Origin of the sequence: Rhizobium sp. BK289 (assembly GCF_014193575.1) — a bacterium.
Classification (GTDB): Bacteria; Pseudomonadota; Alphaproteobacteria; order Rhizobiales; family Rhizobiaceae; genus Rhizobium; species Rhizobium tropici_C.
Window position 1 is genome coordinate 37,351 of sequence record NZ_JACHZO010000005.1, and the last position, 24,198, is coordinate 61,548.

Annotated in this window: 25 protein-coding genes and 1 tRNA gene; 15 read left to right on the plus strand and 11 right to left on the minus strand. The window is 61.1% G+C overall.

Going from position 1 to position 24,198, the window contains the following annotated elements; all coding sequences use genetic code 11:
- Positions 1-120: 120 nt before the first annotated feature.
- Together FHT84_RS10965 and FHT84_RS10970 are read right to left on the minus strand one after the other, a co-directional pair.
- Positions 121-205: transfer RNA gene (locus tag FHT84_RS10965), tRNA-Leu, on the minus strand.
- 92 nt (positions 206-297) lie between these two features.
- Entirely contained in the window at positions 298-1,728 is a 1,431-nt protein-coding gene (locus tag FHT84_RS10970) for a phosphomannomutase (protein WP_183762238.1), read from the minus strand.
- Between the two features lie 181 nt (positions 1,729-1,909).
- Here FHT84_RS10970 and FHT84_RS10975 point away from each other — a divergent pair, with 181 nt between their 5' ends.
- Entirely contained in the window at positions 1,910-2,338 is a 429-nt protein-coding gene (locus tag FHT84_RS10975; RefSeq protein ID WP_183762240.1) for a BA14K family protein, read from the plus strand.
- A gap of 21 nt (positions 2,339-2,359) precedes the next feature.
- Here the strand turns inward: FHT84_RS10975 and FHT84_RS10980 are convergent, their stop codons facing one another.
- Entirely contained in the window at positions 2,360-2,653 is a 294-nt protein-coding gene (locus FHT84_RS10980; RefSeq protein WP_034514177.1) for a SelT/SelW/SelH family protein, read from the minus strand.
- 226 nt (positions 2,654-2,879) lie between these two features.
- On the opposite strand from FHT84_RS10980, the gene FHT84_RS10985 reads away from it, so the two are divergent.
- The gene (locus FHT84_RS10985; RefSeq protein ID WP_112343523.1) at positions 2,880-3,614 is read left to right on the plus strand and encodes a type 1 glutamine amidotransferase; all 735 of its coding nucleotides are present in this window, start codon (positions 2,880-2,882) and stop codon (positions 3,612-3,614) included.
- Between the two features lie 85 nt (positions 3,615-3,699).
- Positions 3,700-4,155, plus strand: a complete 456-nt coding sequence (locus FHT84_RS10990; protein WP_183762243.1) for a GFA family protein — start codon at positions 3,700-3,702, stop codon at positions 4,153-4,155.
- Between the two features lie 9 nt (positions 4,156-4,164).
- Here FHT84_RS10990 and lepA read toward each other — a convergent pair whose 3' ends face one another.
- Positions 4,165-5,997: a translation elongation factor 4 gene (lepA, locus tag FHT84_RS10995; RefSeq protein WP_112343525.1), complete on the minus strand. Its 1,833-nt coding sequence runs from the start codon at positions 5,995-5,997 to the stop codon at positions 4,165-4,167.
- Between the two features lie 171 nt (positions 5,998-6,168).
- Here lepA and FHT84_RS11000 point away from each other — a divergent pair, with 171 nt between their 5' ends.
- Positions 6,169-6,741 (plus strand): XRE family transcriptional regulator, encoded by a 573-nt coding sequence (locus FHT84_RS11000; protein WP_112343526.1) that lies wholly within the window; start codon positions 6,169-6,171, stop codon positions 6,739-6,741.
- A gap of 17 nt (positions 6,742-6,758) precedes the next feature.
- The gene (locus FHT84_RS11005) at positions 6,759-7,280 is read left to right on the plus strand and encodes a GNAT family N-acetyltransferase (protein ID WP_112343527.1); all 522 of its coding nucleotides are present in this window, start codon (positions 6,759-6,761) and stop codon (positions 7,278-7,280) included.
- Between the two features lie 9 nt (positions 7,281-7,289).
- On the opposite strand, the gene FHT84_RS11010 is transcribed toward FHT84_RS11005, so the two are convergent.
- Complete coding sequence (locus FHT84_RS11010) at positions 7,290-7,895, minus strand: HAD-IA family hydrolase (protein WP_183762245.1); 606 nt, start codon at positions 7,893-7,895, stop codon at positions 7,290-7,292.
- 137 nt (positions 7,896-8,032) lie between these two features.
- On the opposite strand from FHT84_RS11010, the gene FHT84_RS11015 reads away from it, so the two are divergent.
- A complete protein-coding gene (locus tag FHT84_RS11015; protein ID WP_183762248.1) occupies positions 8,033-9,058 on the plus strand; it encodes a histone deacetylase family protein in 1,026 nt (341 codons plus the stop codon).
- Positions 9,059-9,156: 98 nt separating this feature from the next.
- Positions 9,157-10,071, plus strand: coding sequence for an EamA family transporter (locus tag FHT84_RS11020; protein ID WP_183762251.1), 915 nt, complete (start codon positions 9,157-9,159; stop codon positions 10,069-10,071).
- 96 nt (positions 10,072-10,167) lie between these two features.
- Here FHT84_RS11020 and FHT84_RS11025 read toward each other — a convergent pair whose 3' ends face one another.
- Both FHT84_RS11025 and FHT84_RS11030 read right to left on the minus strand, forming a co-directional pair.
- Positions 10,168-10,926, minus strand: a complete 759-nt coding sequence (locus tag FHT84_RS11025; RefSeq protein WP_112343531.1) for a CDP-diacylglycerol diphosphatase — start codon at positions 10,924-10,926, stop codon at positions 10,168-10,170.
- A 201-nt stretch (positions 10,927-11,127) separates the two neighbouring features.
- Complete coding sequence (locus tag FHT84_RS11030; RefSeq protein ID WP_112343532.1) at positions 11,128-11,595, minus strand: truncated hemoglobin; 468 nt, start codon at positions 11,593-11,595, stop codon at positions 11,128-11,130.
- 256 nt (positions 11,596-11,851) lie between these two features.
- Here FHT84_RS11030 and mbfA point away from each other — a divergent pair, with 256 nt between their 5' ends.
- Positions 11,852-12,835, plus strand: coding sequence for an iron exporter MbfA (gene mbfA, locus FHT84_RS11035; RefSeq protein ID WP_112343533.1), 984 nt, complete (start codon positions 11,852-11,854; stop codon positions 12,833-12,835).
- A gap of 191 nt (positions 12,836-13,026) precedes the next feature.
- Positions 13,027-13,212 (plus strand): hypothetical protein, encoded by a 186-nt coding sequence (locus tag FHT84_RS11040; protein ID WP_112343534.1) that lies wholly within the window; start codon positions 13,027-13,029, stop codon positions 13,210-13,212.
- Between the two features lie 121 nt (positions 13,213-13,333).
- On the opposite strand, the gene FHT84_RS11045 is transcribed toward FHT84_RS11040, so the two are convergent.
- Together FHT84_RS11045 and FHT84_RS11050 are read right to left on the minus strand one after the other, a co-directional pair.
- A complete protein-coding gene (locus FHT84_RS11045) occupies positions 13,334-13,933 on the minus strand; it encodes a transglutaminase-like cysteine peptidase (protein WP_112343535.1) in 600 nt (199 codons plus the stop codon).
- Positions 13,934-14,167: 234 nt separating this feature from the next.
- Positions 14,168-14,980, minus strand: coding sequence for an alpha/beta hydrolase (locus FHT84_RS11050; protein WP_113251299.1), 813 nt, complete (start codon positions 14,978-14,980; stop codon positions 14,168-14,170).
- A gap of 277 nt (positions 14,981-15,257) precedes the next feature.
- On the opposite strand from FHT84_RS11050, the gene infC reads away from it, so the two are divergent.
- The 6 genes from infC (at position 15,258) to pheT (ending at position 21,389) form a co-directional block, all read left to right on the plus strand.
- Positions 15,258-15,794 (plus strand): translation initiation factor IF-3, encoded by a 537-nt coding sequence (gene infC, locus FHT84_RS11055; RefSeq protein WP_037149235.1) that lies wholly within the window; start codon positions 15,258-15,260, stop codon positions 15,792-15,794.
- A gap of 320 nt (positions 15,795-16,114) precedes the next feature.
- The gene (rpmI, locus tag FHT84_RS11060) at positions 16,115-16,318 is read left to right on the plus strand and encodes a 50S ribosomal protein L35 (protein WP_012759782.1); all 204 of its coding nucleotides are present in this window, start codon (positions 16,115-16,117) and stop codon (positions 16,316-16,318) included.
- A 37-nt stretch (positions 16,319-16,355) separates the two neighbouring features.
- The gene (rplT, locus tag FHT84_RS11065; protein WP_112343537.1) at positions 16,356-16,760 is read left to right on the plus strand and encodes a 50S ribosomal protein L20; all 405 of its coding nucleotides are present in this window, start codon (positions 16,356-16,358) and stop codon (positions 16,758-16,760) included.
- Between the two features lie 408 nt (positions 16,761-17,168).
- Positions 17,169-17,831, plus strand: coding sequence for a serine/threonine protein phosphatase (locus FHT84_RS11070; protein WP_113251300.1), 663 nt, complete (start codon positions 17,169-17,171; stop codon positions 17,829-17,831).
- A 35-nt stretch (positions 17,832-17,866) separates the two neighbouring features.
- The gene (gene pheS, locus FHT84_RS11075; protein WP_113251301.1) at positions 17,867-18,949 is read left to right on the plus strand and encodes a phenylalanine--tRNA ligase subunit alpha; all 1,083 of its coding nucleotides are present in this window, start codon (positions 17,867-17,869) and stop codon (positions 18,947-18,949) included.
- A gap of 16 nt (positions 18,950-18,965) precedes the next feature.
- Entirely contained in the window at positions 18,966-21,389 is a 2,424-nt protein-coding gene (gene pheT / locus FHT84_RS11080) for a phenylalanine--tRNA ligase subunit beta (RefSeq protein WP_183762253.1), read from the plus strand.
- Positions 21,390-21,652: 263 nt separating this feature from the next.
- Here the strand turns inward: pheT and FHT84_RS11085 are convergent, their stop codons facing one another.
- Positions 21,653-22,012, minus strand: coding sequence for a nuclear transport factor 2 family protein (locus FHT84_RS11085; protein ID WP_015338486.1), 360 nt, complete (start codon positions 22,010-22,012; stop codon positions 21,653-21,655).
- Between the two features lie 94 nt (positions 22,013-22,106).
- Positions 22,107-24,194, minus strand: a complete 2,088-nt coding sequence (gene pbpC / locus FHT84_RS11090) for a penicillin-binding protein 1C (protein WP_113251303.1) — start codon at positions 24,192-24,194, stop codon at positions 22,107-22,109.
- Between the last annotated feature and the right edge of the window lie 4 nt (positions 24,195-24,198).

Consider the following 24,198-nt stretch of genomic DNA (forward strand, 5'->3'; position numbering starts at 1 on the left):
TCCCGAAGAAACAGATTGACACAACCTCATACAGATTTCCGATTTTGCGGGAGATCTCAATGAGTTCATCATACGGATTCAAAAAAATCCGCATCGGATAAAACCGATTGAAAAATGGAATGGTGCCCAGAAGAGGACTCGAACCTCCACGCCTCGCGGCACAGGTACCTGAAACCTGCGCGTCTACCAATTCCGCCATCTGGGCGACGGACACGCATGTAAGGGGGTGGCCGTCCGGTGTCAACAGGGTTTTTGAAGTTTTAGTGTCAATCGCGAAAAAAGCGGCTGAAGCCCGGGTCAAACCCGGGCTGCAGCCCATGCGCTGATGAGGCCAAGTCCCTGTTCCAGCAGGGCCTTTGCCTCGCTTTCGGTCGAAGCTTCCACATAGCAGCGCATTTCCGGCGCATTGCCGGAAGGGCGGAAATGGATGATTCGGTTATCCACAAGCGTGACCCTGAGTCCGTCGATGTCGCTCTTGGACGCGACGGTCGCGATCGGTTTCAGGAAATCCGCGAGATTGGCGTCGGAAGCACGCAGATAGGCCATCAGCGCTGCGCTGGTCTCGACCGGAAAATTCTCCAGGCGGTCGGCGGCGGCAAAGGGCAGGCGGTAGCTGCCGGCAACCACCGAAAGCGGCTCGCGCGCCTTTGCGGCGGCATAAAGCGTCGCGAGGATCGGCAGGAAGCTGTCGCGAGTCGGCAGCGGTTCGAAGGGTTTGCCTTCGACGCTGAAGCGGCTGGCCGTCAGCGTGCCGCCATTGGCCTCGAAGCCCATGACATTGGCCTTGCCGGCCGCAACGGCCTCGTCCATGCCGGCGATCACATAGGGCGAGCCGACGCGGGTGCGGATAACGGAGTAGGAGCCGGCCGATTCGATGCCAGAATTGGACGTAACCGGGGTGACCACCACCTGCGCGCCGAGGAAGTTTGCGGCGATGAGGCCGAGCAGATCGCCGCGCAGCGGCTCGCCGGTCTCATCCGCCACCAGCGGCCGGTCGCCGTCACCATCGGCTGAGACGATGGCATCCAGCCCTTGTTCCGGTGCCCAGCCTTTCATGAGGCGGATCGTTTCGGGCGAGACCGCTTCGGTATCCACCGGAATGAAGCTCTCCGAGCGGCCGAGCGGCACGACGCGGGCGCCATAATGCGAAAGCACCTCACCGAAAAGATCGCGCGCCACCGTGCTGTGCTGATAGACGCCGACGGTAAGTCCGGCGAGGCTGCCTGACGGCAGCAGGCTCTTATTGCGCTCCAGGAACAGTACGGCGGTCTCCGCCGTGCGATTTTCCGCCGTGGCTGGCGTTTCGTCGAGAACGGAATCGCCGATCGCAAGCGCCTCCTCGCTGATCGCCACTTCGTCGCGCTTGTCGATCTCGCCGTCCGGCCGGTAGAATTTGATGCCGTTGCGGTCGGCCGGGATATGCGAACCAGTGATCATCAGCGAGGCCGCCTTCAGCTGAAGCCCGTAAAGCGCCAATGCCGGCGTTGGCAAGGTGCCGCAGTCGATGGGCGTCAGGCCCGCCCTCTTCAGCGCGCCGATGCAGGTGGCGGAGATTGCCGGGCTCGATTCGCGGAAATCACGGCCGACGAGGACGAGATCGCCCGATTTAGCATGGCCGCTCTTCAGCAGATAGCGGGCAAAGGCGGTGGCATAGAGAGCGGATGCCCGTCCGATGAGGTCTGCGGATAGGCCGCGAAGGCCGCTGGTGCCGAATTTCAAGCTGCTCACAGGCAATCTCCCTAGCAATGATCGGGCTGTTATGGAGCAAGCGGCGTCGGCGATCAACTGATTGCGAGCAGTTGGCCGCGAGAGGCGGTAGCACTGGTTTTACCTTGCCTGCGACCCCAGATAGGTTAACGGCTGCCGCGAAAAGCATGCGGTTTCGCCGCGGAGCGGATAGGAGTTTATCATGACTGTTTGCGGCAGGATCGCGCTCGGATATGTTCTTGCACTCGCCGTGCTGGCGCAGGCGGATTTTGCGGCTGCCGCTTCGAATTCCCCGAAGATCGTCATTCCGCCGCGCAGCACGAATTCCGTCATCTGCGATTCCCGGGGCTGCTTCGGCTTCGGGGAGCGGCAGTTTTACACGCGCCCCGGCCAGCCGCTGCCGATTGCGCCGCCCTATACCGGCGGGGTCAACCGCTACGACGCTCCGCGAGTTCAGATTCCGCCGCGTGAAACCTATACGCCGCCGAGGACGGTCTATCCTTCGCCGGCCCAGCAGCGCACGCGGCATCAGACATGGTGCGCCGAACGCTACCGGACGTACAATCCCGGCACCAACCTCTATTCCACGATCAATCGCGGCTTCCAGCCGTGCCGCGCGCCCTTCGACTGACAGCTCGGCGGCGAAATCGGCTCAGCTTTCCAGCGATGCGCGATCGGTATGGCCGAGATCGCGCTCGGGATCGATGACATCGCGCACCCGCTGCTTCAGCTCCTTCGGTCCCGGGAAGCCGCCATCCCGCTTGCGCTCCCACAACAGCTCGCCGTCGATGCGGATTTCGAAGACCCCGCCGGTGCCGGGGATCAGCGCTACTTCGCCGAGGCTGTCGGTGAAGGTCTGCAAGAGCTCCTGTGCCATCCAGCCGGAGCGCAGAAGCCAGTTGCATTGGGTGCAGTAGAGAATGGTGATCCTGGGCTTGTCGCTCATAGTCATGATCCTTCGCTGTTTGCTGAGATCTAGGCTCAACTTTAGTCCGCTGCAAGCCAAAGCAATTTCAGGAAGAGTGCCAGGCGGTTTTCCGTCCGGAATTGCACGGGGAAAGACGGCCAGAGCGGTTCGGCATCTCCGTCGAGCGCTGAAACGCTCCAGCCACTTGCCTCTCCCGCAGCCTCATGCTCATCTCCGGTGGTAACATTGCTTGGGAATCATCGGTATGCGCGTCGCCATCATCGAAAATATGAAGAACACCCCGCTCGGCGCTCTCGGCATTGCGCTCGAAGAGGCCGGGGCCGACGTCGAATGGTTTCGCCCCTGGAGCGGCGAAGCGCTACCCGGGGAGACGGCATCCCACGATGCGCTCGTCGTGCTCGGCGGCGAACAGAGCGCGCGCGACGACGACACCCATCCCTATCTGCCGGAGCTGGCGAGGCTCATGCGCCGTTTCGAGGGGGAGGACAAGGCCGTGCTCGGCATCTGCCTCGGCAGCCAGATCCTGGCGCGTGCCTACGAGGCCGAAAATCTGCTCGGCACCGCCCATGAGTTCGGCTGGAAGACGATCGGCCTGACTGATGAGGGCAGGAAAGACCCGCTGCTGGCCAATGTCGGCGACGAATTCACCATTTTCGAGTGGCATTCCGACACCTTTACCTTGCCTGATGGAGCCACGCGCCTCGCGGCCAATGGCGTGACGCGAAACCAGGCCTTCCGCATCGGCCGCGCCACCTATGGCACGCAGTTCCACTTCGAAGCCAACGCTGCCGTGGTCGAGCGCTGGCGCGGCGAATTCAGGGAAACCATCGAGCGCAAGGAGCCCGGCTGGCTTGAGAGCTATCCCGAGCTTGTCGCCAAGTACGCCGCTGCCGCTGAGACGGCGGGTCTTGCTATCGCTCGCGCTTGGGTGCGGACGATCAGGGTGCAGGCAGAGCTTCCGCAGGCCGCGGAGGCTTGAGGGTCGCTGATGATCGGACACGTCCAATCAATCCGATGGCGACATGCCATACACCGGCAGTTTTGAAATGGGAGGAAATGACATCATGAGCACGCTGGAACTACCGAGCGAGGGCGGCTGCCGTTGCGGGCAGGTGCGGTTGAAGATCAGCGCCAAGCCGATGCTCACCATGGCCTGCCATTGCACAGGCTGCCAGCGCATGACCGGCGGTCCCTATTCGCTAAGCGCCGCCATCCCCACGCAGGGTTTCGATGTGACTGAGGGCGAGCCTGTCATCGGCGGCCTGCACGGCGATGTCATCCATCACTATTTCTGCCCGCATTGCATGAGCTGGATGTTCACGAAGCTCGAAGGCGTCGACTGGTTCGTCAATGTCCGCGCCACCATGCTCGACGACACCAGCTGGTTCACGCCCTTCGTGGAGACCTGGACGAGCGAAAAGCTGCCATGGGTGACGACGCCTGCCAAGCACAGCTATGCCGCGCTGCCGGCGATGGAGGAGTATGAGGGGCTGACGAAGGAGTATATGGGGCAGGGGTGAGGCTGGTCCTCACTCATCCCCCATCTTCAGGGCGGCAATGAACGCTTCCTGCGGGATTTCGACCTTGCCGAACTGCCGCATGCGCTTCTTGCCTTCCTTCTGCTTGTCGAGCAGCTTGCGCTTGCGGGTGGCGTCGCCGCCGTAGCACTTGGCGGTCACGTCCTTGCGCAGCGCCTTCACCGTTTCGCGGGCGATGATGCGTCCGCCAATGGCGGCCTGGATCGGAATCTGGAACATGTGCTGCGGGATCAGATCCTTCAGCTTCTCGCACATGACGCGGCCGCGCTTTTCGGCGGCGGAGCGGTGCACGAGCATGGAAAGCGCATCCACCGGCTCGGCATTGACGAGGATCGACATCTTGACGAGATCGCTCTCGCGATAGTCGGTCAGGCTGTAGTCGAAGGAGGCGTAGCCCTTGGAGATCGACTTCAGGCGGTCGTAGAAGTCGAAGACGACTTCGTTGAGCGGCAGGTCGTAGGTGATCATGGCGCGATTGCCGACGTAGGTCAGCTCGGTCTGGATGCCGCGGCGGTCCTGGCAAAGCTTCAGGATCGAGCCGAGATAATCGTCCGGCGTCAGGATCGTCGCCTTGATCCACGGCTCACGGAATTCGGAAATCTTGACGACGTCGGGCATGTCGGCCGGGTTGTGCAGCTCGATCTCGGTGCCGTCGGTCATGGTGAGCTGATAGACGACGGAAGGCGCCGTCGCGATCAGGTCGAGATTGAATTCGCGCTCCAGGCGCTCCTGGATGATTTCGAGATGCAGCAGGCCGAGGAAGCCGCAGCGGAAGCCGAAGCCGAGAGCGGCGGACGATTCCATCTCGAAGGAGAAGCTGGCGTCGTTGAGGCGCAGCTTGCCCATGGCCGAGCGCAGGTCCTCGAAATCGGCGGCATCGACCGGGAAGAGGCCGCAGAAGACGACGGGCTGCGCCGGCTTGAAGCCCGGAAGGGCCTCGGCGGTCGGGCGCTTGTCTTCGGTGATGGTATCGCCGACGCGGGTATCGGCCACTTCCTTGATCGAAGCGGTGATGAAGCCGATTTCGCCGGGCCCGAGGCTGTCGACGGCGACCATCTTCGGCGTGAGAACGCCGACGCGCTCGATCTGGTACTTCGCGTCCGTGCCCATCATGCGGATGGTCTGGCCCTTGGTGAGGGTGCCGTCGATGATGCGCACGAGAACCATGACGCCGAGATAGGTGTCGTACCAGCTGTCGACCAGCAGCGCCTTCAGCGGTGCCTTTTCGCCACCCGCGCTCTTCGGCGCCGGCAGCTTGTGCACGATGGCTTCCAGCACGTCGGGAATGCCGAGGCCGGTTTTGGCCGAAATCAGCACGGCATCGGAGGCGTCGATGCCGATCACTTCCTCGATCTGTTCCTTGATGCGGTCGGGTTCGGCGGCCGGCAGGTCGATCTTGTTGAGGACGGTAACGAGCTCGTGATTGTTGTCGATCGCCTGATAGACGTTGGCAAGCGTCTGCGCTTCCACACCCTGCGATGCGTCGACGACAAGCAGCGATCCCTCGCAAGCCGACAGCGAGCGCGAGACTTCATAGGCGAAGTCGACGTGTCCGGGCGTGTCGATCAGGTTGAGAATATAGGTCTCGCCGTTCTTGGCCTTGTAGTGCAGGCGCACGGTCTGGGCCTTGATGGTGATGCCGCGCTCGCGCTCGATCTCCATATTATCAAGCACCTGCTCCGACATCTCGCGTTCGGCGAGGCCGCCCGTCGTCTGGATCAGGCGATCGGCCAGCGTCGATTTGCCGTGGTCGATATGGGCCACGATCGAGAAGTTGCGGATATGCGAAAGCGGAGTGGTGGAATTGGTGCTCATGCGCGCCATATAGCAGCGCCGCCCCGCGCCGCAAAGCGGAAAAGCGGGGCTTTGGCGGCTATCTTCACGTTATGTTAGCCTTTTTCGGTTCGCCGTCGAGCAATGTCGAAGCATACTTGATTCCATCATGCGATCGTGTATTTCTCATATAGTAGAATCACGAAGCGTGAGACATGAGTCATGGCGGATGATGATCTGGAACTGGCGATCGGCGCGCGCATCAAGGAACTGCGCATCGCCCGCAGCCTGACGCTGGATGAGCTTGCCAATGCCTCGGCCGTCAGCCGCGCCATGATCTCGCGCATCGAGCGGGCGGAGGCGAGCCCGACGGCCTCGCTGCTGTCGCGGCTCTGCGCGGCGCTTGGCCTTTCGCTCTCGGCTTTCTTTGCCGAGGAGGACGAGGAGGTGTCGCCGCTTGCCCGCCATGCTCAGCAGGCGATCTGGCGCGATCCGGGGACCGGCTACGTCAGACGGGCCGTCTCGCCGCCGGGAACGGGTTCGAAGGTCGATGTCGTGGAGGTCATCTTCCCCGCCGGAGCGCGCGTCATCTTCCCGCCGAATACGGCAAGTGCCGGTATGACCCAGCATGTCTGGCTGTTCGAGGGCGAGATGGAGGTGACGCACCGCGACGTCGCCCATCGCCTGATGCCTGGCGATTGTCTCTTCATGGGCGTCGGCGATGGCCACGCTTTCCATAATCCTGGCGAGGTACCGGCGCGCTACAGCGTCATCCTCGACCGCGGCCGTTCATAAGCCCAAGGATCTTTTTCATGACCGATATTCGTCTTCTCTCCGCTGTTGAAGCTCGCATTGTTCTGCCGGATCTCTGCGATGTGCTTGCCGATTGCGTCAATGGCGGTGCATCCGTCGGCTTCATGCAGCCCTACGGAACGGCCGATGCCTTACCCTACTGGCAAGGTGTTGCCGATAGCGTCGAAAGCGGCGCGACGCTGCTTTTCGTCGCCCTGACCGAGGGCAGGGTCGTCGGCACGGTGCAGGTAGGTGCCGCGCAAATGCCGAACCAACCGCATCGCGGCGATCTGAAAAAGCTGCTGGTGCACAGCTCCGCGCGGGGCAGGGGTCTTGCCCGCCTCTTGATGGAGACGGCAGAGCGCGAAGCCGTCCGCATCGGCAAGACCCTGCTCGTGCTCGACACCGCGACCGGCAGCGATGCCGAGGCGATCTATCCGCGTCTCGGCTGGCAGCGCGTCGGCGTGGTGCCTGATTATGCGATGTGGCCCGAGGGCGGCCTTTGCGACACGACCATTTTCTATAAGCGCATTGCGGCCTGAGAAGGCTATTCAAGCTGAGAAGGCGGTAATGGCATCCTGCAAAGTCGATCCCGCTGTCCATTGCATCGCCTTCCAGCCGAAGTGCCGTGCGGCTTTGATATTGGCCTCCACATCATCGATGAAGCCGATCTCGCTTGCGGATATCCCGACACGTTCGGTTGCCAGCCGGAAGAATTCGGCTGCTGGCTTCTGATAGCCGAGGGCGGCGGAATAGAAGATGCCGTCGAAGCGGGAGGAGAGCCCGAGTTCGCCCATCAGATAGGCGGCGCGCATATGCTCCTGGTTGGTCGCGAGGAACATCCTTGTTCCCCCGGCCCGCAGTGCGGCCAAGTCTTCGAGCAGGTCGTGGTCCAGGCGGGAGTCATTCTCGAACCAGTAGTCGATCAGAGTTCGAGCGCTGAGATGGGGAGCGATCCTGCCGAGAACTTCTGCAAGCTTCGGCTCCAGCGCATCGCGGCCGGTGACGATATCGACGCAGCAGGTTTTGAAGAATGCCTGTTGCAGTACCTCGAGCCGCAAGCCTAGATCGCGCTCCAGATAGGTGAACAACGGCAATCCATCGCTCGGCCGGGCGTATACCAACACGCCGTCGACATCGACCATCAGGAGTTTCATGCTGCTGCCCTCAGTTCATCAAGCGCGCGTGGAAGGTGTCGTCGTTTGCGATTGCGTTCAAGACCGCATCCCGCTCTTTTTTCTCTACCGCGATGCATGTAAGCCTTTGCCCCACCAAGGTAACGGAGGAAGTGAACATGCGGGTCATCTATTCGGAGGATCATAAGCTCAGGGATGCAAAGACCGAGCTGCATGATGGCCAGCTCGTCACGCCCTTCGAAGCACCCTTCCGCGCCGAATGGATCCTCGCCGCCGTCAAGGAGGCCGGCTTCGCCGATGTCGTCGCGCCCGATGCCTATGGATTGGAAACGGCGCGCAAGGTCCATGATCCCGCTTATCTCGATTTCCTCGGCGTCGTCTGGGAACGCTGGGTCGCCGCCGGTTATAAGGGCGAGGCGATCGCCAATTCCTTTCCCGTCAGGCGCACCAGCCAGCGCGTGCCGGAAAATATTGTCGGCATGATCGGCCATTATGCCAATGCCGCCGATACCTCGATCACCAAGGGGTCCTATGAGGCGGTGCTTGCCTCGATGCGCTGCGCCCTGACCGGCGCCGATTGGCTGAATGCAAGCAATCGCTTCGCCTTCTCGCTCTGCCGCCCGCCCGGCCATCACGCCGGCTTCGATCTCTTCGGCGGCTATTGCTTTATCAACAATGCCGGCGTTGCCGCTCAGCGCCTGCGTGACCACGGTGCGGCCAAGGTGGCGGTGCTCGATGTCGATTTCCATCACGGCAACGGCACGCAGGACATGTTCTACCGGCGCGGCGATGTCTTCACGGCGTCGCTGCATGGTGATCCTATCCACGCCTTTCCCTATTTCCTCGGCCATGCCGACGAGGAAGGCGAGGACAATGGGTTGGGCGCCAACCGCAATTACCCCATGCCGCGCGGCACGCCCTGGGAGGCCTGGTCGGCGGCACTCGACGACGCGCTTTTCCGCATCAAGGTCTTCGGTGCGGAGGCGATCGTGCTCTCGCTCGGCGTCGACACCTTCGAGCGCGATCCAATCTCCTTCTTCAAGCTGACCTCGCAGGATTTCATTCGCATGGGCGAGCGCATCGCTGCCGCCGGCCTGCCTGTTCTTGTCTGCATGGAGGGCGGTTACGGCGTACCGGAAATCGGCCTGAATGTCGCCAATGTGCTGAAAGGCCTTGAAGCCTGAGCAGGTCTTGTATCAAGGCACCTGATCGCAGCATGAAAAGTTTGAATTTGCCACTGCATGGTCACGCCTCTAAAAACGCCGCCTAGTTGGGGGTGGTTATGGAACAGAAGCTTGTCGACAGCGGATCCGATGGCGGCGCGGCGCTGATGCCGGATTCGGATGCTGCGCCATCGACCGGCGGCATTGTCGCCGGCGTGCTGATGTGTGTGATGTCGATGTCGTCAATCCAGTTCGGCTCGGCCTTGTCGGCTCCGATCATCAACGCCTATGGGCCGGTGGGGGCCACATGGCTGCGGCTCGTCTTCGCCTCTATCGCGCTGGCGCTGATCGTTCGGCCTAAGATCATGAGCTACAGCCGCTCGCAATGGCTCGGCGTGCTGGCGCTTGGCTCCGTATCGGCGTTTATGACGGCTTCCTTTTTCTCGGCGATTGCACGCATTCCACTGGGTCTCGCCGTCGCCATCGAGTTTCTCGGGCCGCTGCTGGTCGCAACCCTCGGCTTCGGGCTCAGCCGTCAGCTTCTCTGGCCGATCTTAGCCGCCATCGGCGTTCTGCTCCTGGCCTATGATGGCCAGGCATGGGTTGGCAATCTCCCCGGCATCCTCTTCGCCATTGGCGCAGGTGCGGGCTGGGCCTGCTATATCCTTTTGACGAAGAAGGTCGGCAATGCCTTTCAAGGCCTCGAAGGCCTTTCCATGTCGCTGCTGGTTGCAGCCGTTGTTTCGACCCCCTTCGGCTATGCCTCCGCCGCTTCGCATTTGACAGGTTTCGGTCTCCTCGAAATAGCCGGGCTGGCGCTGCTCGTTCCGCTACTGCCCTATGTGCTGGAAATGGTGGCGCTGCGACGCATGCCGACCTCATCCTTCGGGATCCTCATGAGCCTCGAGCCCGCCATCGGTGCCGCTGCCGGCTTTGTCATCCTGGCGCAGCCGATGACGCCATCGCAGATGTTCGGCACGGCGCTCGTGGTATCTGCCAGCATCGGCGCAACGGTTTTTGCCACGAAAGGGTGATTGGCGGCGGGCTGGTTTGTCGGTCGATTGGTAGACTTCGCGTTTGCGGAGGCTAGCACCCCTCCCCACGAACTCAAATCTGGACGTTCATCACCCCTACCGTGCTGCATCTTCCAGTGCACACCTGGGATCGATCATATCCTCTGCGGACCCGCGGACCTTGTTTGCTCCCATTATTCTCGCCAGGATATAGAAGCCGTGCTGGCCGTCGGGCGATGTCGAGCCGAAGACGCCAACCACGACGTTTTCCATATTCGAGCGAGCACCATCCACACCGTCTGCGACAAGCTTCAACGGGTTCAAATCGGAGAGGTCATCGGCTGCATGGAATGTGGCCCACCAGCCGGCCTTCGTCCTCAAATTTGTAAACCGACTGCTTCCAATCTCTGTCGCATGGGTCTTCAGCAATGTGCGAAAGCGGGGCGTCTCGCATCCCATGTGGATATGAAGCCGATCCTGAGTGCGCCAATTGGCAGCATTTATCGCCAGCGCGAAATTCCGTGAGGAGTCCTTCCAGGCGCGCTGACCCAATCCGTCGGCTCGCTCTCTCCAGGCGGCATCGAAATAGTTCGGTGCGTCCGCTGCCAGAAGGCGGGGATCTTCGATGCCGGGCACATCGGCCAACGGCGCGAGAATGGTCCGCTCTTTGTCTGCCGGCTCGCGAAGAACGACATAGGAAGACAACGGGTCCTTGGCTTTAACTATCTTGAGGCACGGATACGGCGATCCGGTCAGGGCAGAATTGACCTCGCAGGCTCTAATCACCAGCCCCAGAGCGGAGCGGCTGGCGAATGAGCTCATGATGACGACGGCGATACCGAGAGAGATAGAGAGAGCGACAAGCCGGTGCTTCATGTGTGATTTCGATTTCCTTCTGGGGAGCCGATCATTCCCGAAAACCTGCCTCTCATGACGCTTTATCCCATTGGCACACTGATATTTCCAGAAGTCCTATCTGGCAAAACAGAAAATGTTGAACATGAAACACCGCGCATGGACCGTCTACGGCGCAAACTTGCCACAACGATGTCACCGTTCATCTGCCCGCGACGTACTTTAAACCGTCTTCCTTGCGGGATCGTCCAGTGCCGGATTGTAGAAGAGCGAGAGCGTCAGGCTCTTGGCGATGCGTTCGGCCGTCGCCATGAACCAGTCCCTTGCTTCCGCCGATGGTGCGATATCGGCAAGCGTCTGCGAGAACAGCGCCAGCCATTCCGGAAAAAGCTCGGCCGCCATGCCTTCGACGCCGAGATGCGCCTGTACCGGCTTGCCACCATAGGCGCCGTTCTTGAAGGCGATCGACGACCAGAAACGCTTCATCCTGTCCATATGATCGGGCCAGCGCCCGGCAAGCCGTCCGTCGAAGACCGGTCCGAGCTGTGAATGCGCCTGCACGCGGCCGTAGAATGTATCGACGAGCCTGTCGATGAATGCGGCATCGATGCCCATGCGAGCCATTTCCGCCTCGGCCTTTTCACGGATGCCCGCAAGATGGGCGGCGCGGCCCTGTAGTTCCTGTTCCATAATCGTCTCCGGGTGCGCCGGCGGGATATCGCGGCGGCCAGCGTTCGTTCCCTATGTATGCAATTCGCTGTTATAGCCAAGCCGTCATGCAAGCGTTGCGGCATTCTGTCAAAATCATCTCGCTTTTGACCGTAGACCTTCGCCGCAGCCGACGAATTCTCCGACACGATTTACACTCCTTACGGCGCATGCGCGCTTGACCGGCGCAATGCCACAATTTAGAATTAGAATAATTCTAAATTTAAGAGGTTACCCGATGCTTTTAGGCTTATTCCGCCCGTCGAAACGTTCCTTTACCTCCCTGTCCGAGCAGGAGATCCTCGCCATCGCCATCGCCGCCGAAGAGGACGATTCGCGCATCTATCTCGCCTATGCCGATATTCTGCGCCCCAATTTTCCCGAGTCGGCCAAGGTTTTCGAGGATATGGCCGAGGTCGAGGATACCCATCGCAAGACACTGATCGACATGCATCGCCAGCGTTTCGGCGAGCGTATTCCGCTCATCCGGCGCGAGCATGTTCGAGGATTTTACGAGCGCAAGCCGGACTGGCTGCGCAAGAACCTCTCGCTCGATGCCATGCGCGACGAGGCGGAAGCGATGGAGCAGCAGGCCTATCATTTCTATGTCGAGGCCGCCAAGCAGGTGTCCGATGCCTCGACACGCCAGCTCCTCGGCGATCTGGCGCTGGCCGAGCAGGGACATGAGGATGTTGCCCGTATGCTCGGCGACAAGCACACGCCGGAGACGGTCAAGCAGGAGGAGGATGCCCAGGCGCGTCGCCAGTTCGTGCTGACCTATGTGCAGCCTGGCCTTGCCGGCCTCATGGATGGTTCCGTCTCGACGCTCGCGCCGATCTTCGCCGCCGCCTTTGCCACGCAGCAGACATGGCAGACCTTTCTTGTCGGCCTGTCGGCGTCTGTCGGCGCTGGCATCTCCATGGGTTTCACCGAGGCGGCGCATGATGACGGCAAGATCTCCGGTCGCGGTTCGCCGATCAAGCGTGGCCTTGCCTGCGGCATCATGACCGCTATCGGCGGTCTCGGCCATGCGCTTCCCTATCTCATCCCGCACTTCTGGACCGCGACGATCACCGCCGCCGTCGTCGTCTTCTTCGAGCTGTGGGCCATCGCCTTCATCCAGAACAGATATATGGAGACTCCCTTCCTGCGCGCGGCCTTCCAGGTCGTCCTTGGCGGTTCGCTCGTGCTCGGCGCCGGCATTCTGATCGGAAATGGGTGAGACGCGTTCGGCAAGCTTATGTGCCCAAGCGAGGGTCGGCGGGTGAGATATGGGTGATCTTTCGTCTCCCTGGGCAGAGTGGAGATAGGCGATCTTCACGAAATGTTAAAATTCGGAACGCCTGCCGCCGCCATCGGTTAGCAACACGAGGCCGCTCTTGGCCTCGACAGCAAACCAAAGGAGATAATCCAATGGCAAACCAAGGTGGAACCCACGAACAGCATGTGAAGGCTGGCCAGCAGAGCCACAAGAACATGGAGAGCAACACCAGGAATGCTTCGTCCACCGGCTCGCGCGAGCAGCACTCTGGCGGCTCCCGCGGCGGCACTCACGAGCAACACGTCAAGGCAGGCCAGCAGAGCCATAAAAACAGCTGACGTTCGTGGTGACAGTTCATTCGCCCTTACCGTAGAGTAGGGAGCGTTTTTACCAATGATGAAAAGCGAAAGGCCGGTCCGATGGGCCGGCCTTGCTGCATGATGCAAATTGCTTTTGCGCTTACTTGACGGCGCCGACCAGAACGTCGTTGTCGTTCTCGATGGTAACCCAACGCCCGGCATTGAAGCTCGCTTGACGCTTCAGGTAGGAATAGGGGGTCTTGTTCCAGATCTTGATCTGGTCCTCGAGGTTGTCGAGGATGTAATCGCCCTGCTTGGTACGCAGCGTCAGCACCGCATGGCCCTCGCCATCCGGCTTGCGCACGACCGTCATCAGCAGGTCAGAGGCGGAAATGCCGCTCTGTATCAGGAGCTTGCGCTTCAGCAGGGCAAAATCCTCGCAATCGCCGGCGGTCTTCGGATATTCCCAATATTCTTCCTGGCCATAGACTTCCATATCCGTTGCCGGTTGGATGGTCTTGTTGACGCGCAGATTGATCTGGCTGACCAGCGCCCATGAGGCGGCATTCATGTCGAGGGGACCGGCATTGCGGGTCGGGCCGCATTCGTCGGCATGTCTCTGGCAGAAATCGTAGTGCCCGATCGGCTGGGAGGTCACGTTGCCAACCGTCATCGACGCACTCTGTTGAGGCGCCGGCACAGCCGACGACGACATCGCAACTATAGCAGCGAAGGCAATCAATACGCCCTTAATACGCACGCCCACTATCCTTGTATCGTCCCTGCATTTGTTAACAAATTGTTAATGTAGGGGGGCGTGGGAAGTCAATCGTTACTTAAGTGTTAACGCCGGAACCGGCTCACATGGTTAATTTCGGCACAATCCAAGGGATAGCTGCCATAATTCCATGCCTCTTATGATTATGGAAACGCACGTAGATATAACCCCGGCAGCGATGCCTGCTTGAACTATTTCGCGCGTATCTGCTTGTTTTTATGGCGTATTATGCAGAGCCAAGGTCTCGGCGACGGCGAGCATGCGCTCCAGATCCTGGGGGCGCGACAGGCGATGGTCGCCGTCGCGCACAAGCGTTAACACCACATCGTCTGCCGGCAGGTGCTCGACGAGCTTTAACGAATGCGCGAAGGGCACGTCGGCATCCTGCATGCCCTGCAATATGTGCACCGGGCAGCCGGTCTCGATGATGCCGGTCAGCACACGATTGGTGCGGCCGTCCTCGATAAGGGCGCGGGTGAAGATGTTCGGCTCGGGGCTGTAGTCCGAGGGTTCCTCGAAATAGCCGCGTTCCTCCAGCGAGCGCCGCTCCACCTCGGAAAGATTGGGTTCGATGAGATCGATGGTGAAGTCCGGTGCAGGCGCTATGAGCACCAGCCCGGCAACGGAGGGCGCCTTCCTGCGCTTGCGCAATTCCTGGATGACCCGCAGCGCGATCCAGCCGCCCATCGACGAGCCGACAAGAACGATCTTCTTCGGCTTCGTATGATCGATGACGGCAAGCGCTTCTTCCAGCCAGCGCGAAATCGTGCCGTCGGTGAATTTGCCGCCGGATTGGCCGTGGCCGGAATAGTCGAGGCGGATGCAGCCTATCCCCAGTCGCGCCGCCAGCGCATCCAGCTCCACCGCCTTGGTACCGCTCATGTCGGATCGATAGCCCGAGAGCCAGACGAAGCTGACGTTCCTGGCGCCCTTGCCGGCGGCGCGCTGGATGATGGCGATCTGGCGTTCGTTCTCGCCCGTGCCGACGGGAAGGAAGGTCGGTTGGATGGCTGTGGCTGTCTCGGACATGAAAAGCTCCTGGATTTTCTGCCCTATAGAACAGATTCGCGTCCGCGTGACCTGAAAAATCCTCGATCTTTTCGCTGGAGTTTCTATATAAAGGGGGAACGATACTGTGTCCTTGGCGCATCTGCGCCTGCGTGACACTCTGCTGACACGCAGGAGGTGCTTTTTTCCTGCTGTCATGCTATTGACTTCAACACAGCTTTTACGACATTTCCGTCAGTTGCGCCGGCGGGGAGCGAGAGGCTGCAGCTATCCGAAACAATTCGTGGAGAATACGACCATTCGCAGACCCTTCAAAACCGATGCGCCCGTAAAGGACGGGCCACGTTCCAACAGGGAAATTCGCATTCCCAAAGTTCAGCTCATTGCAGCTGACGGCCAGAATATGGGTATCGTCCCAACCGACCAGGCATTGAGAATGGCAGAGGAGGCCGGTCTCGATCTGGTAGAGATTTCCCCCAATGCCGAACCGCCTGTGTGCAAGATCCTCGATCTGGGCAAGCTGAAATATGCCAACCAGAAGAAGGCCGCCGAGGCGCGCAAGAAGCAGAAGATCGTCGAAGTCAAAGAAATCAAGATGCGTCCCAACATCGACACCCACGACTATGAGGTGAAGATGAAGGCGATCGGCCGTTTCTTCGAGGAAGGCGACAAGGTGAAGGTGACCTTGAAGTTCCGTGGGCGTGAAATGGCCCACCAGGAACTCGGTATGAAGCTTCTTCAGCAGGTCAAGGAAGATACGCTCGAGATCGCCAAGGTCGAAGCCGAGCCCAAGCTCGAAGGCCGCCAGATGATGATGGTGCTTGCGCCCAAGTGAGGCGCAGGTCGAAATAAGAGGTCGGAGCCGTCCCATTGGGCGGCTTTTTCCTTTTTGCGGGCCGCTCGCGCGTTGTCATCGATCTGCAAAGATTCCCGCGCCGGCCCCGTTGCACTTCAAGGCGAGTGCGGTTATAAGCGCGCGTCCGAACTGACCGGCAGGGCATGCCGTGGCAGTTCAGAATGCTGGCTGAGCGGTTCGTCACCGTTTCAGCCGTTCAACAACAAACGCTCCGGCACCTTGTTGCAGCCCGGCCTGTCCGGACCTGTGGGAAGGGCTTTTAAGCAAAGCGCGCCAGGAAGCATCGAAGGAGTAGCAAAATGCCCAAGATGAAGACGAAGTCCTCTGCCAAGAAGCGGTTCAAGATCACCGCATCCGGCAAGGTCAAGGCAGCCGCTGCTGGCAAGCGCCACGGCATGATCAAGCGTAGCAACAAGTTCATTCGCGATGCCCGCGGCACCATGGTTCTCGCAGAGCCGGATGGCCGTAAGGTTATCAAGAACTACTTGCCGAACGGTCTCTAAGACTATTCGTAACGCTATAGACTAAGGAGATCATGAAATGGCACGCGTAAAAAGAGGCGTTACCGCCCACGCCAAGCACAAGAAGGTTCTGAAGGCAGCCAAGGGCTTCTACGGCCGTCGCAAGAACACCATCCGTACAGCCAAGGCCGCCGTCGATCGTGCAAAGCAGTATGCTTATCGCGACCGCAAGGTTAATAAGCGCAATTTCCGCGCCCTCTGGATCCAGCGTATCAACGCTGCCGTCCGCGAGCATGGCCTGACTTACGGCCGCTTTATCGACGGTCTGAACAAGGCTGGTATCGAGGTCGACCGCAAGGTTCTCTCCGACATGGCGATCCATGAGTCGGAAGCTTTCGGCGCGCTCGTCGCTGCTTCGAAGAAGGCGCTTGAATACCTCAAGGAAGCCGGCACGAAGAACGAGTTCGAGGCTGCTGTCGGCTAAGGCTGCCTTCGAGACATTTTTGTGTCAAATTTGTGAAACCCGCGCTTGTGTAACCAGCGCGGGTTTTGTATTTTCTGAGATACAATCAATTTGCGATGATCACCTTGGGGCTTCCCGGTATCGGGGTAGGTGAAGTTGTTAGGCCAGACGACATTAGAGCAATTTCAGCAAAAGTGCGCAGCGATTTTCCGCCCGCAACTGCGTAAAAACAAGAGGATAGAGCGTCTTCGCGATTCACAGGAAAGCGGAAAGGCTCCAAATTCCATATCCAATCTCACCGGCAAGGATATCGAGACCTTACTGACGGCGCTGGTGAATGGATCGAGGCGCGTCGAACGCGTTTCTCTCTCGTCATGCGGAGTATGGATCAAGCGATACGGCACGGAAAGACCTTCGGTCTGGCGCCATTTGCAGACCATCCTTTCGCGCATCGTCCCAATCGCTTTCCTGCGTCCCTGCGCCTATCTGTCTCCGTGGCAAATGGCGGAGCGGGAAACGGGCCGCATCGTCCTGTTCAAGGAGCGGGGTATTCCCGTTCCCGACCTTCTCTATGTCTCGAATGGCGCGATCATGCTTGCCGACGCGGGCATGACGGTGCAACAGCGCCTGCGGCAATTGCGGGATAGCGATCCCGTCGCCCATGATGATCTCATGGTCGTCTGCGCCGCTGAACTCGGCCGGCTGCACGCTAAAGGCCTTTGCCATGGCCGGCCCTATCCGCGTGATATGTTCTTTGTCGGCAACCGGCTTGGCTTCATGGATTTCGAGGAAGACCCGCAGACCGTCATGCCGCTTGAGGTGGCGCAGGCCCGCGACGTCTGGCTGCTCTTCCTGCAGATCGCCACCGGCGCCCGCCTTGGCCTGCAAACGCAGAACAGGGCTTATGAAGCCTGGCTCGAGCACGCGCCGGCGGCCGCGCGTGCCGAGCTTCAGCGCATGATTCGCTTTCTTGGCGGTTTTTTGTTCCTTGCCCGGTTGATTGGCCGCGTGCACATGGGTAGTGATCTCCAGCGCTTCATCGTTGCCACAAGCTTTCTGATGCATGCGTTTACCAATTATTCCGTGGACTGAGTGCCCGATGGCCGTGGTCCGCAAGGCAGGACCAGATGACGGAACTCGTAACGCTTGAAACCCAACTCATGGCCGAAGTGGCGGCTGCGACCGACGAGCAGTCGATCGAAGCCGTCAGGGTCGCCGCGCTCGGCAAGAAGGGCTCGGTTTCGGAACTGCTGAAGACGCTGGGTTCGATGTCGCCGGAAGAACGCCAGACACGCGGCGCGGCGATCAATGCGTTGAAGAACGCCGTCACCGATGCCATCAATGCCCGTAAAAGCGAGCTGCGCGATGCCGCGATTGAGGCGAAGCTCAAGGCCGAGACCGTCGATGTCAGCCTGCCGGTCCGCTCCTCGCCGGCCGAGCGCGGCCGCATCCATCCGATCAGCCAGATCGTCGACGAGATCACCGCCATCTTCGGCGACATGGGCTTTTCGATTGCCGAAGGTCCCGATGTCGAGACCGACTACTATAACTTCACGGCGTTGAACTTCCCGGAAGGGCACCCGGCACGCGAAATGCACGACACCTTCTTCTTCCAGCCGGATGAAAAGGGTGAGCGCAAGGTGCTGCGCACGCACACCTCGCCGGTGCAGGTACGCACCATGGAAGCGCAAAAGCCGCCGATCCGCATCATCATCCCCGGCAAGACCTACCGCCAGGATAGCGACGCCACGCATTCGCCGATGTTCCATCAGGTCGAAGGTCTCGTCATCGACAAGACGGCGAATGTCGCCAATATCCGCTGGGTGCTGGAAGAATTCTGCAAGACCTTCTTCGAGGTCGACAATGTGACGATGCGCTTCCGTCCGTCCTTCTTCCCCTTCACGGAGCCGTCTTTCGAGGTCGATATCCAATGTGACCGCTCCGGCCCGATCGTCAAGTTCGGCGAAGGCACGGACTGGATGGAAATCCTCGGCTGCGGCATGGTGCATCCGAACGTGCTGCGTTATGGCGGTCTCGATCCGGACGAATATCAGGGCTTTGCCTGGGGCATGGGCCTCGACCGCATCGCCATGCTGAAATACGGCATGCCCGACCTGCGCGACTTCTTCAACGCCGATGTCCGCTGGATGAACCACTACGGCTTCCGCCCGCTCGACATGCCGACCTTGTTCGGCGGTCTGAGCGCGTAAGGAAGGGATAAAGCACATGAAATTCACACTCTCCTGGCTGAAAGAGCATCTGGAAACCGACGCCTCGCTCGACGAGATCTGCGCCCGCCTGACGATGATCGGGCTGGAAGTGGAAGAGGTCGACGACAAGGCTGCGTTCAAGCCCTTCGTCATCGCCAAGGTTCTCTCGGCCGAAAAGCATCCCCAGGCCGATCGCCTCAAGGTGCTGATGGTCGATACCGGCAGCGGCGCGCCCGTTCAGGTCGTCTGCGGCGCCCCCAATGCGCGCGCTGGCCTCGTCGGCGCCTTCGCCGCCCCCGGCACCTATGTTCCCGGCATCGATGTGACGCTTGCGATCGGCAACATCCGCGGCGTCGAGAGCCGCGGCATGATGTGCTCGGAAAAGGAGCTCGAAATCTCCGACAGCCATGACGGCATCATCGACCTTCCGGAAGATGCGCCAGTCGGCACGAGCTTCGCCGCCTATGCCGGCCTCGACGATCCGGTCATCGAGATCAATCTGACGCCGAACCGCCCGGATTGCACTGGCGTCTATGGCATCGCCCGCGATCTCGCCGCCTCCGGCCTCGGCACGCTGAAGCCGCGCCTCACGCCAACTTTCCCTGTCCAGGGCGAAACGCCGACCGAACTCAAGATCGTGCTGGACGATGCGCGCCTGTGCCCCGGTTTTGCGCTTCGTCTCGTGCGCGGGGTCAAGAACGGCCCGAGCCCGAAGTGGATGCAGCAGCGCCTGCTCGCGATCGGCCTCCGTCCAATCAGCGCGCTGGTCGACATCACCAACTACATGACCTTCGATCAGGGCCGGCCGATGCACGTCTTCGATGCCGCCAAGGTCAAGGGCAATCTGGTCGTGCGCCGCGCCAGGGACGGCGAAACCGTGCTGGCGCTCGATGAGCGCGAATACAAGCTCAATTCAAGCAATGTCGTCATCGCCGATGACAATGGCGTCGAGTCGATCGGCGGCATCATGGGCGGCGAGCATTCCGGCTGTGACGAGAACACCACGGACGTGCTGATCGAATCCGCACTCTGGGACCCGATGAACATCGCCAAGACCGGCCGCAGCCTCGGCATCATCACCGATGCGCGCTATCGTTTCGAGCGCGGCGTCGATCCGGAATATATGGTGCCTGGCCTTGAGCGCACGACGGAACTGGTGCTTGCCTGCTGTGGTGGCACGGCCGCTAAGGCCCGCGTCGAAGGCTACAAGGGCTATGAGGCCAAGGTCATCGATTTCCCGCTGTCGGAAGTCAAGCGCCTGACCGGCCTCGACGTTTCGGCCGATGAGAGCAAGTCGATCCTGACGAAGCTCGGCTTCTCGGTCTCGGGTTCCGGTGAGCGCATTTCCGTTGCCGTGCCCTCCTGGCGTCCGGATGTCGATGGCAAGGCCGACCTCGTCGAAGAGATCATGCGCATCCACGGCGTCGACAATATCAAGCCGCAGCCGCTGGCAAGCCACACCGCTGTGAATGGCAAGATCCTGACGACGCTGCAGATTCGCACGCGCACCGCCAAGCGGGCGCTCGCTGCGCGCGGCATGCTGGAAGCGGTCACCTGGTCCTTCATCTCGGAAGATCAGGCCAAGCTCTTCGGCGGCGGCTCCAACGCGCTGAAGCTTGCGAACCCGATCGCCGCTGATATGTCCGACATGCGTCCCTCGCTGCTGCCGGGTCTGCTGTCGGCGGCGCAGCGCAATGCCGACAAGGGCTATGGCGACGTCGCGATCTTCGAAGTCTCCGGCACCTATGAAAACGATACGCCTGAGGGCCAGCGGCGCGTTACCGGCGGCATCCGCCGCGGCACGGCAACGCTTGCCGGCGCCGGCCGCATGTGGTCGAACGCCACCAAGGGCGGCGGCAAGCCGGTCGATGTCTTTGACGCCAAGGCCGATGCTCTCGCCGTCCTCGAGGCCTGCGGTCTGCCGATGGGCAATATCCAGATCGAGCAGGGCGGCCCGGCCTGGTACCACCCCGGCCGCTCCGGCACCATCAAGATGGGTCCGAAGGTCGTGCTCGGCTATTTCGGCGAATTCCATCCGAAGACGCTGGAATCGCTCGACGTGTCGGGCGCTCTCGCCGGCTTCGAAGTCTATATCGATGCCATGCCCGAACCGAAGAAGAAGGCGACCCGCACCAAGCCGGCGCTGGAGCTTTCCCCCTTCCAGGCGGTCAAGCGCGACTTCGCCTTTGTGGTCGACAAGTCGGTGGAAGCCGGAGCGATCATCCGCGCTGCCGCCGGTGCCGACCGCAAGCTGGTCACCGGCGTCAATGTCTTCGACATCTTCGAGGGCGCATCGCTCGGCGAAGGCAAGAAGTCCATCGCCATCGAAGTGCAGATCCAGCCGGCCGAGCGTACGCTGACCGACGAGGATTTCGAGGCTTTGACCCAGAAGATCGTGTCGAACGTCACGAAGTCGACGGGTGGGGTGCTGAGAGGGTAATCGCCGGCTTTCGAGTTCGCGGAGGGTGCGGCCACCCCCCCTCTGTCCCTGTCGGGACATCTCCCCCACAAGGGGGGAGATTGGTAACTCGCGGAATCCTTCCTGCCTCAATCAAATATCGAAGCTGCAGACGCTGAAGCTTTTTAGGTTTGAATGAGCGTGCGACAAACTCCCAACAATCTCCCCCCTTGTGGGGGAGATGTCACGAAGTGACAGAGGGGGGTATCAGAGGCTCGGCATAGATGGAGCCGCCTCGAAACACATCATCGATGCAGATGATACACCTTGTTCACCACACTCCAGCGCCCATCGATCTTCACCAGCGATAGATAGTCCGAAAACCGCATCCCGGCGAATTCGTCGACGACCTTGACGCTGGCTGCATCGCCTTCGATATCGATCAGTTCGATTTCCATCAGCGGTATGGTTCCGGGCGGCGCACTGCCTTCCTCGACGATCGCGGCGATGAATTCATCCCGCGTCATCCATTCCACAGCGCCCTGGTAATTGCCGATGATCGCTGCTCGCGGATGGAAGGCCTTGCGCAGTGCCGGCTCGTTCGCGAATGCCATTCCATCGACATAGAGATGAACGACCGCACGGATTGCCTGCTCTTCCGACATCTCGTCATTCCTCGTTTGAGTTATGCCTAAGATATCATAGACGCCCGCGGCTGACAAAAATGCTGGCGGCGTGATCGCAATGATTTGACAGATATCACTCGACAAAAACCCGCACGCTTGCCGCGCGACCCGCGGCATCGATGACGGTCAGCGTCGAATAGCCGGCGCCATCGGGTGTCCATTGATTGGTGCGGCGGCGAGACATGTCGGGCAGCGGCTTGCCGTTGGCGAGCCAGCGGAACGGCGCCCGTCCACCCTGCAGCTTCAGCGCCAGCGGCATGATCTGGTCGTTGCCGCTGCTGGCGCCGAGATCGACGCGCGCGCCTTCCGGCGGGTAGACGATCTGCGGCGCAGGTTCGCGGCTGGAGGCGGCCAGCAGCCCGGCGGCGGTCACGGAAAAGCGCCGCTGGCTGATCGGCAGCTCGGTCGGCGCGATGCGCACGGCGCCCATGGGAGCGGCAGGGAAGGGAGTAATGGCAACGCCGGATTTCGCAAAGGCCTCGAACAGGATGGGTGCGGCGGAAACATAGCCCGCCAGCCCCGGCACGGCGCCATTGTCCGGACGGCCGACCCAGACGCCGAGCACGTGCGCACCGTCATAGCCGATCGACCAGGCATCGCGGTTGCCGTAGCTGGTGCCGGTCTTGTAGGCGATACCGAGCTGCTTGCTGCCGCGCGGCGCGATGATGTCGGAGAGGATGTCGGTGATGTTCCACACCGCGATCGGCTCCATCAGCGGCTCGCCGTCTATCGACCCCGGCTCGTCCTGAACGCCGTCGCCAATCCGCATCGCCTTGCCGCGATTGGCAAGCGCGGCATAAAGCTGCACGAGATCCTTCAGCGTCACGCCGACGCCGCCAAGCCCGATCGCAAGGCCGGGCGCCTCGTTCGGCGGCAGCTTCGGCTTTACTTCGGCGCGGCGGAAGCGCACCAGCAGCCGCGTGGGACCTACGGCATCGAGCAGCCGCACGGCCGGCACATTCAACGACAGCTGCAGCGCCTGGCGCACGCTGACATCGCCCTGGTAGCTCATGTCAAAATTGCGGGGGCGATAGCCATAGAAATCGGCGGGGCGATCCTCGATGATCGTTTCCTGCGCCACATAGCCCTGCTCGAAGGCAAGGCCGTAGATGAAGGGCTTCAATGTCGAGCCGGGCGAGCGCAGCACGCGGGTCATATCGACCCAGCCGGCGCGCGAGGAATCGAAGTAGTTGGCCGAGCCGACTTCGCCGATGATCTCGCCGGTCTTGGCATCGGCCATGATCATGGCGACCGATACCTTTGGCCCGAGCCGCTTCGCCGCTGCATCGGCAACCGCTTCGAGGCCCTGCTGCACATCACGCCGCAGCGTCGTCTTGTGCTTGATGATGCCGGGCTGCTTGCGCAGTGCCAATTCGGCGATGTGGGCGGCATAGGCCGGCAGCTGTCGCCGCACGGCTGGAATAGGGGAAAGCGAAGCCCGCTCCGCTTCGCCTTCACCGATCACTGTCGCCACGGCGGCGCGCTCGAGCACGCGATGGCGGGCAGCCTGCGCTGCGGCAAGATTGCGGTCCGGCCGGCGCTTTTCCGGCAACTGCGGCAGCGCCACAAGCAGGCCAGCCTGGGCGACTGTCAGGTGTCGGGGCTCCTTGCCGAAATAGGCAAGGCTCGCCGCGCGCACGCCTTCCAGGTTGCCGCCATAGGGTGCATGCGTCAGATAGAGATCGAGGATCTGTTCCTTGCTCAGCCGCCGCTCGATCTGGATGGCACGGACGACCTGCAGGAGCTTCGCCGTCATCGAGCGCTCGGTGCGTGGCTCGATCAGGCGCGCCACCTGCATGGAGAGCGTCGAGCCGCCAGAGACGATGCGGCCATGGGTGAGGAGCTGCAGGAAGGCACGGCCGATCGCCATCGGGTCGACGCCGTGGTGGTCGTAGAAGCGCCGGTCTTCATAGGCGACCAGCACGCGCAGATATTGCGGATCGACATCGGCAACGCCGGTCTTCAGCCGCCAGCGTCCCTCGGGCGTGGCGAAGGCGCGCAGGAGATCGCCATTGGCATCGAGCACCTCGGCCGAGACCACGCGGGCATTGTCCAGCGGCGGCGGATAGGCGCGGTCCGCGGCTTCCAGGCCGAAGACCAGAGCCACCACTGTTGCGGCAGTGGCTCCAAAGCCGATCGCAATCTTCCAACGCGCCTTCATGGCT

Excerpts from the sequence above, each read along its gene's own strand:
- FHT84_RS10975 (WP_183762240.1), top strand. The coding sequence starts at position 1,910 with ATGACTGTTTGCGGCAGGATCGCGCTCGGATATGTTCTTGCACTCGCC.
- FHT84_RS10980 (WP_034514177.1), bottom strand. The coding sequence starts at position 2,653 with ATGAGCGACAAGCCCAGGATCACCATTCTCTACTGCACCCAATGCAAC.
- FHT84_RS10985 (WP_112343523.1), top strand. The coding sequence starts at position 2,880 with ATGCGCGTCGCCATCATCGAAAATATGAAGAACACCCCGCTCGGCGCT.
- FHT84_RS10990 (WP_183762243.1), top strand. The coding sequence starts at position 3,700 with ATGAGCACGCTGGAACTACCGAGCGAGGGCGGCTGCCGTTGCGGGCAG.
- lepA (WP_112343525.1), bottom strand. The coding sequence starts at position 5,997 with ATGGCGCGCATGAGCACCAATTCCACCACTCCGCTTTCGCATATCCGC.
- FHT84_RS11000 (WP_112343526.1), top strand. The coding sequence starts at position 6,169 with ATGGCGGATGATGATCTGGAACTGGCGATCGGCGCGCGCATCAAGGAA.
- FHT84_RS11005 (WP_112343527.1), top strand. The coding sequence starts at position 6,759 with ATGACCGATATTCGTCTTCTCTCCGCTGTTGAAGCTCGCATTGTTCTG.
- FHT84_RS11010 (WP_183762245.1), bottom strand. The coding sequence starts at position 7,895 with ATGAAACTCCTGATGGTCGATGTCGACGGCGTGTTGGTATACGCCCGG.
- FHT84_RS11015 (WP_183762248.1), top strand. The coding sequence starts at position 8,033 with ATGCGGGTCATCTATTCGGAGGATCATAAGCTCAGGGATGCAAAGACC.
- FHT84_RS11020 (WP_183762251.1), top strand. The coding sequence starts at position 9,157 with ATGGAACAGAAGCTTGTCGACAGCGGATCCGATGGCGGCGCGGCGCTG.
- FHT84_RS11025 (WP_112343531.1), bottom strand. The coding sequence starts at position 10,926 with ATGAAGCACCGGCTTGTCGCTCTCTCTATCTCTCTCGGTATCGCCGTC.
- FHT84_RS11030 (WP_112343532.1), bottom strand. The coding sequence starts at position 11,595 with ATGGAACAGGAACTACAGGGCCGCGCCGCCCATCTTGCGGGCATCCGT.
- mbfA (WP_112343533.1), top strand. The coding sequence starts at position 11,852 with ATGCTTTTAGGCTTATTCCGCCCGTCGAAACGTTCCTTTACCTCCCTG.
- FHT84_RS11040 (WP_112343534.1), top strand. The coding sequence starts at position 13,027 with ATGGCAAACCAAGGTGGAACCCACGAACAGCATGTGAAGGCTGGCCAG.
- FHT84_RS11050 (WP_113251299.1), bottom strand. The coding sequence starts at position 14,980 with ATGTCCGAGACAGCCACAGCCATCCAACCGACCTTCCTTCCCGTCGGC.
- rpmI (WP_012759782.1), top strand. The coding sequence starts at position 16,115 with ATGCCCAAGATGAAGACGAAGTCCTCTGCCAAGAAGCGGTTCAAGATC.
- rplT (WP_112343537.1), top strand. The coding sequence starts at position 16,356 with ATGGCACGCGTAAAAAGAGGCGTTACCGCCCACGCCAAGCACAAGAAG.
- pheS (WP_113251301.1), top strand. The coding sequence starts at position 17,867 with ATGACGGAACTCGTAACGCTTGAAACCCAACTCATGGCCGAAGTGGCG.
- pheT (WP_183762253.1), top strand. The coding sequence starts at position 18,966 with ATGAAATTCACACTCTCCTGGCTGAAAGAGCATCTGGAAACCGACGCC.
- FHT84_RS11085 (WP_015338486.1), bottom strand. The coding sequence starts at position 22,012 with ATGTCGGAAGAGCAGGCAATCCGTGCGGTCGTTCATCTCTATGTCGAT.
- pbpC (WP_113251303.1), bottom strand. The coding sequence starts at position 24,194 with ATGAAGGCGCGTTGGAAGATTGCGATCGGCTTTGGAGCCACTGCCGCA.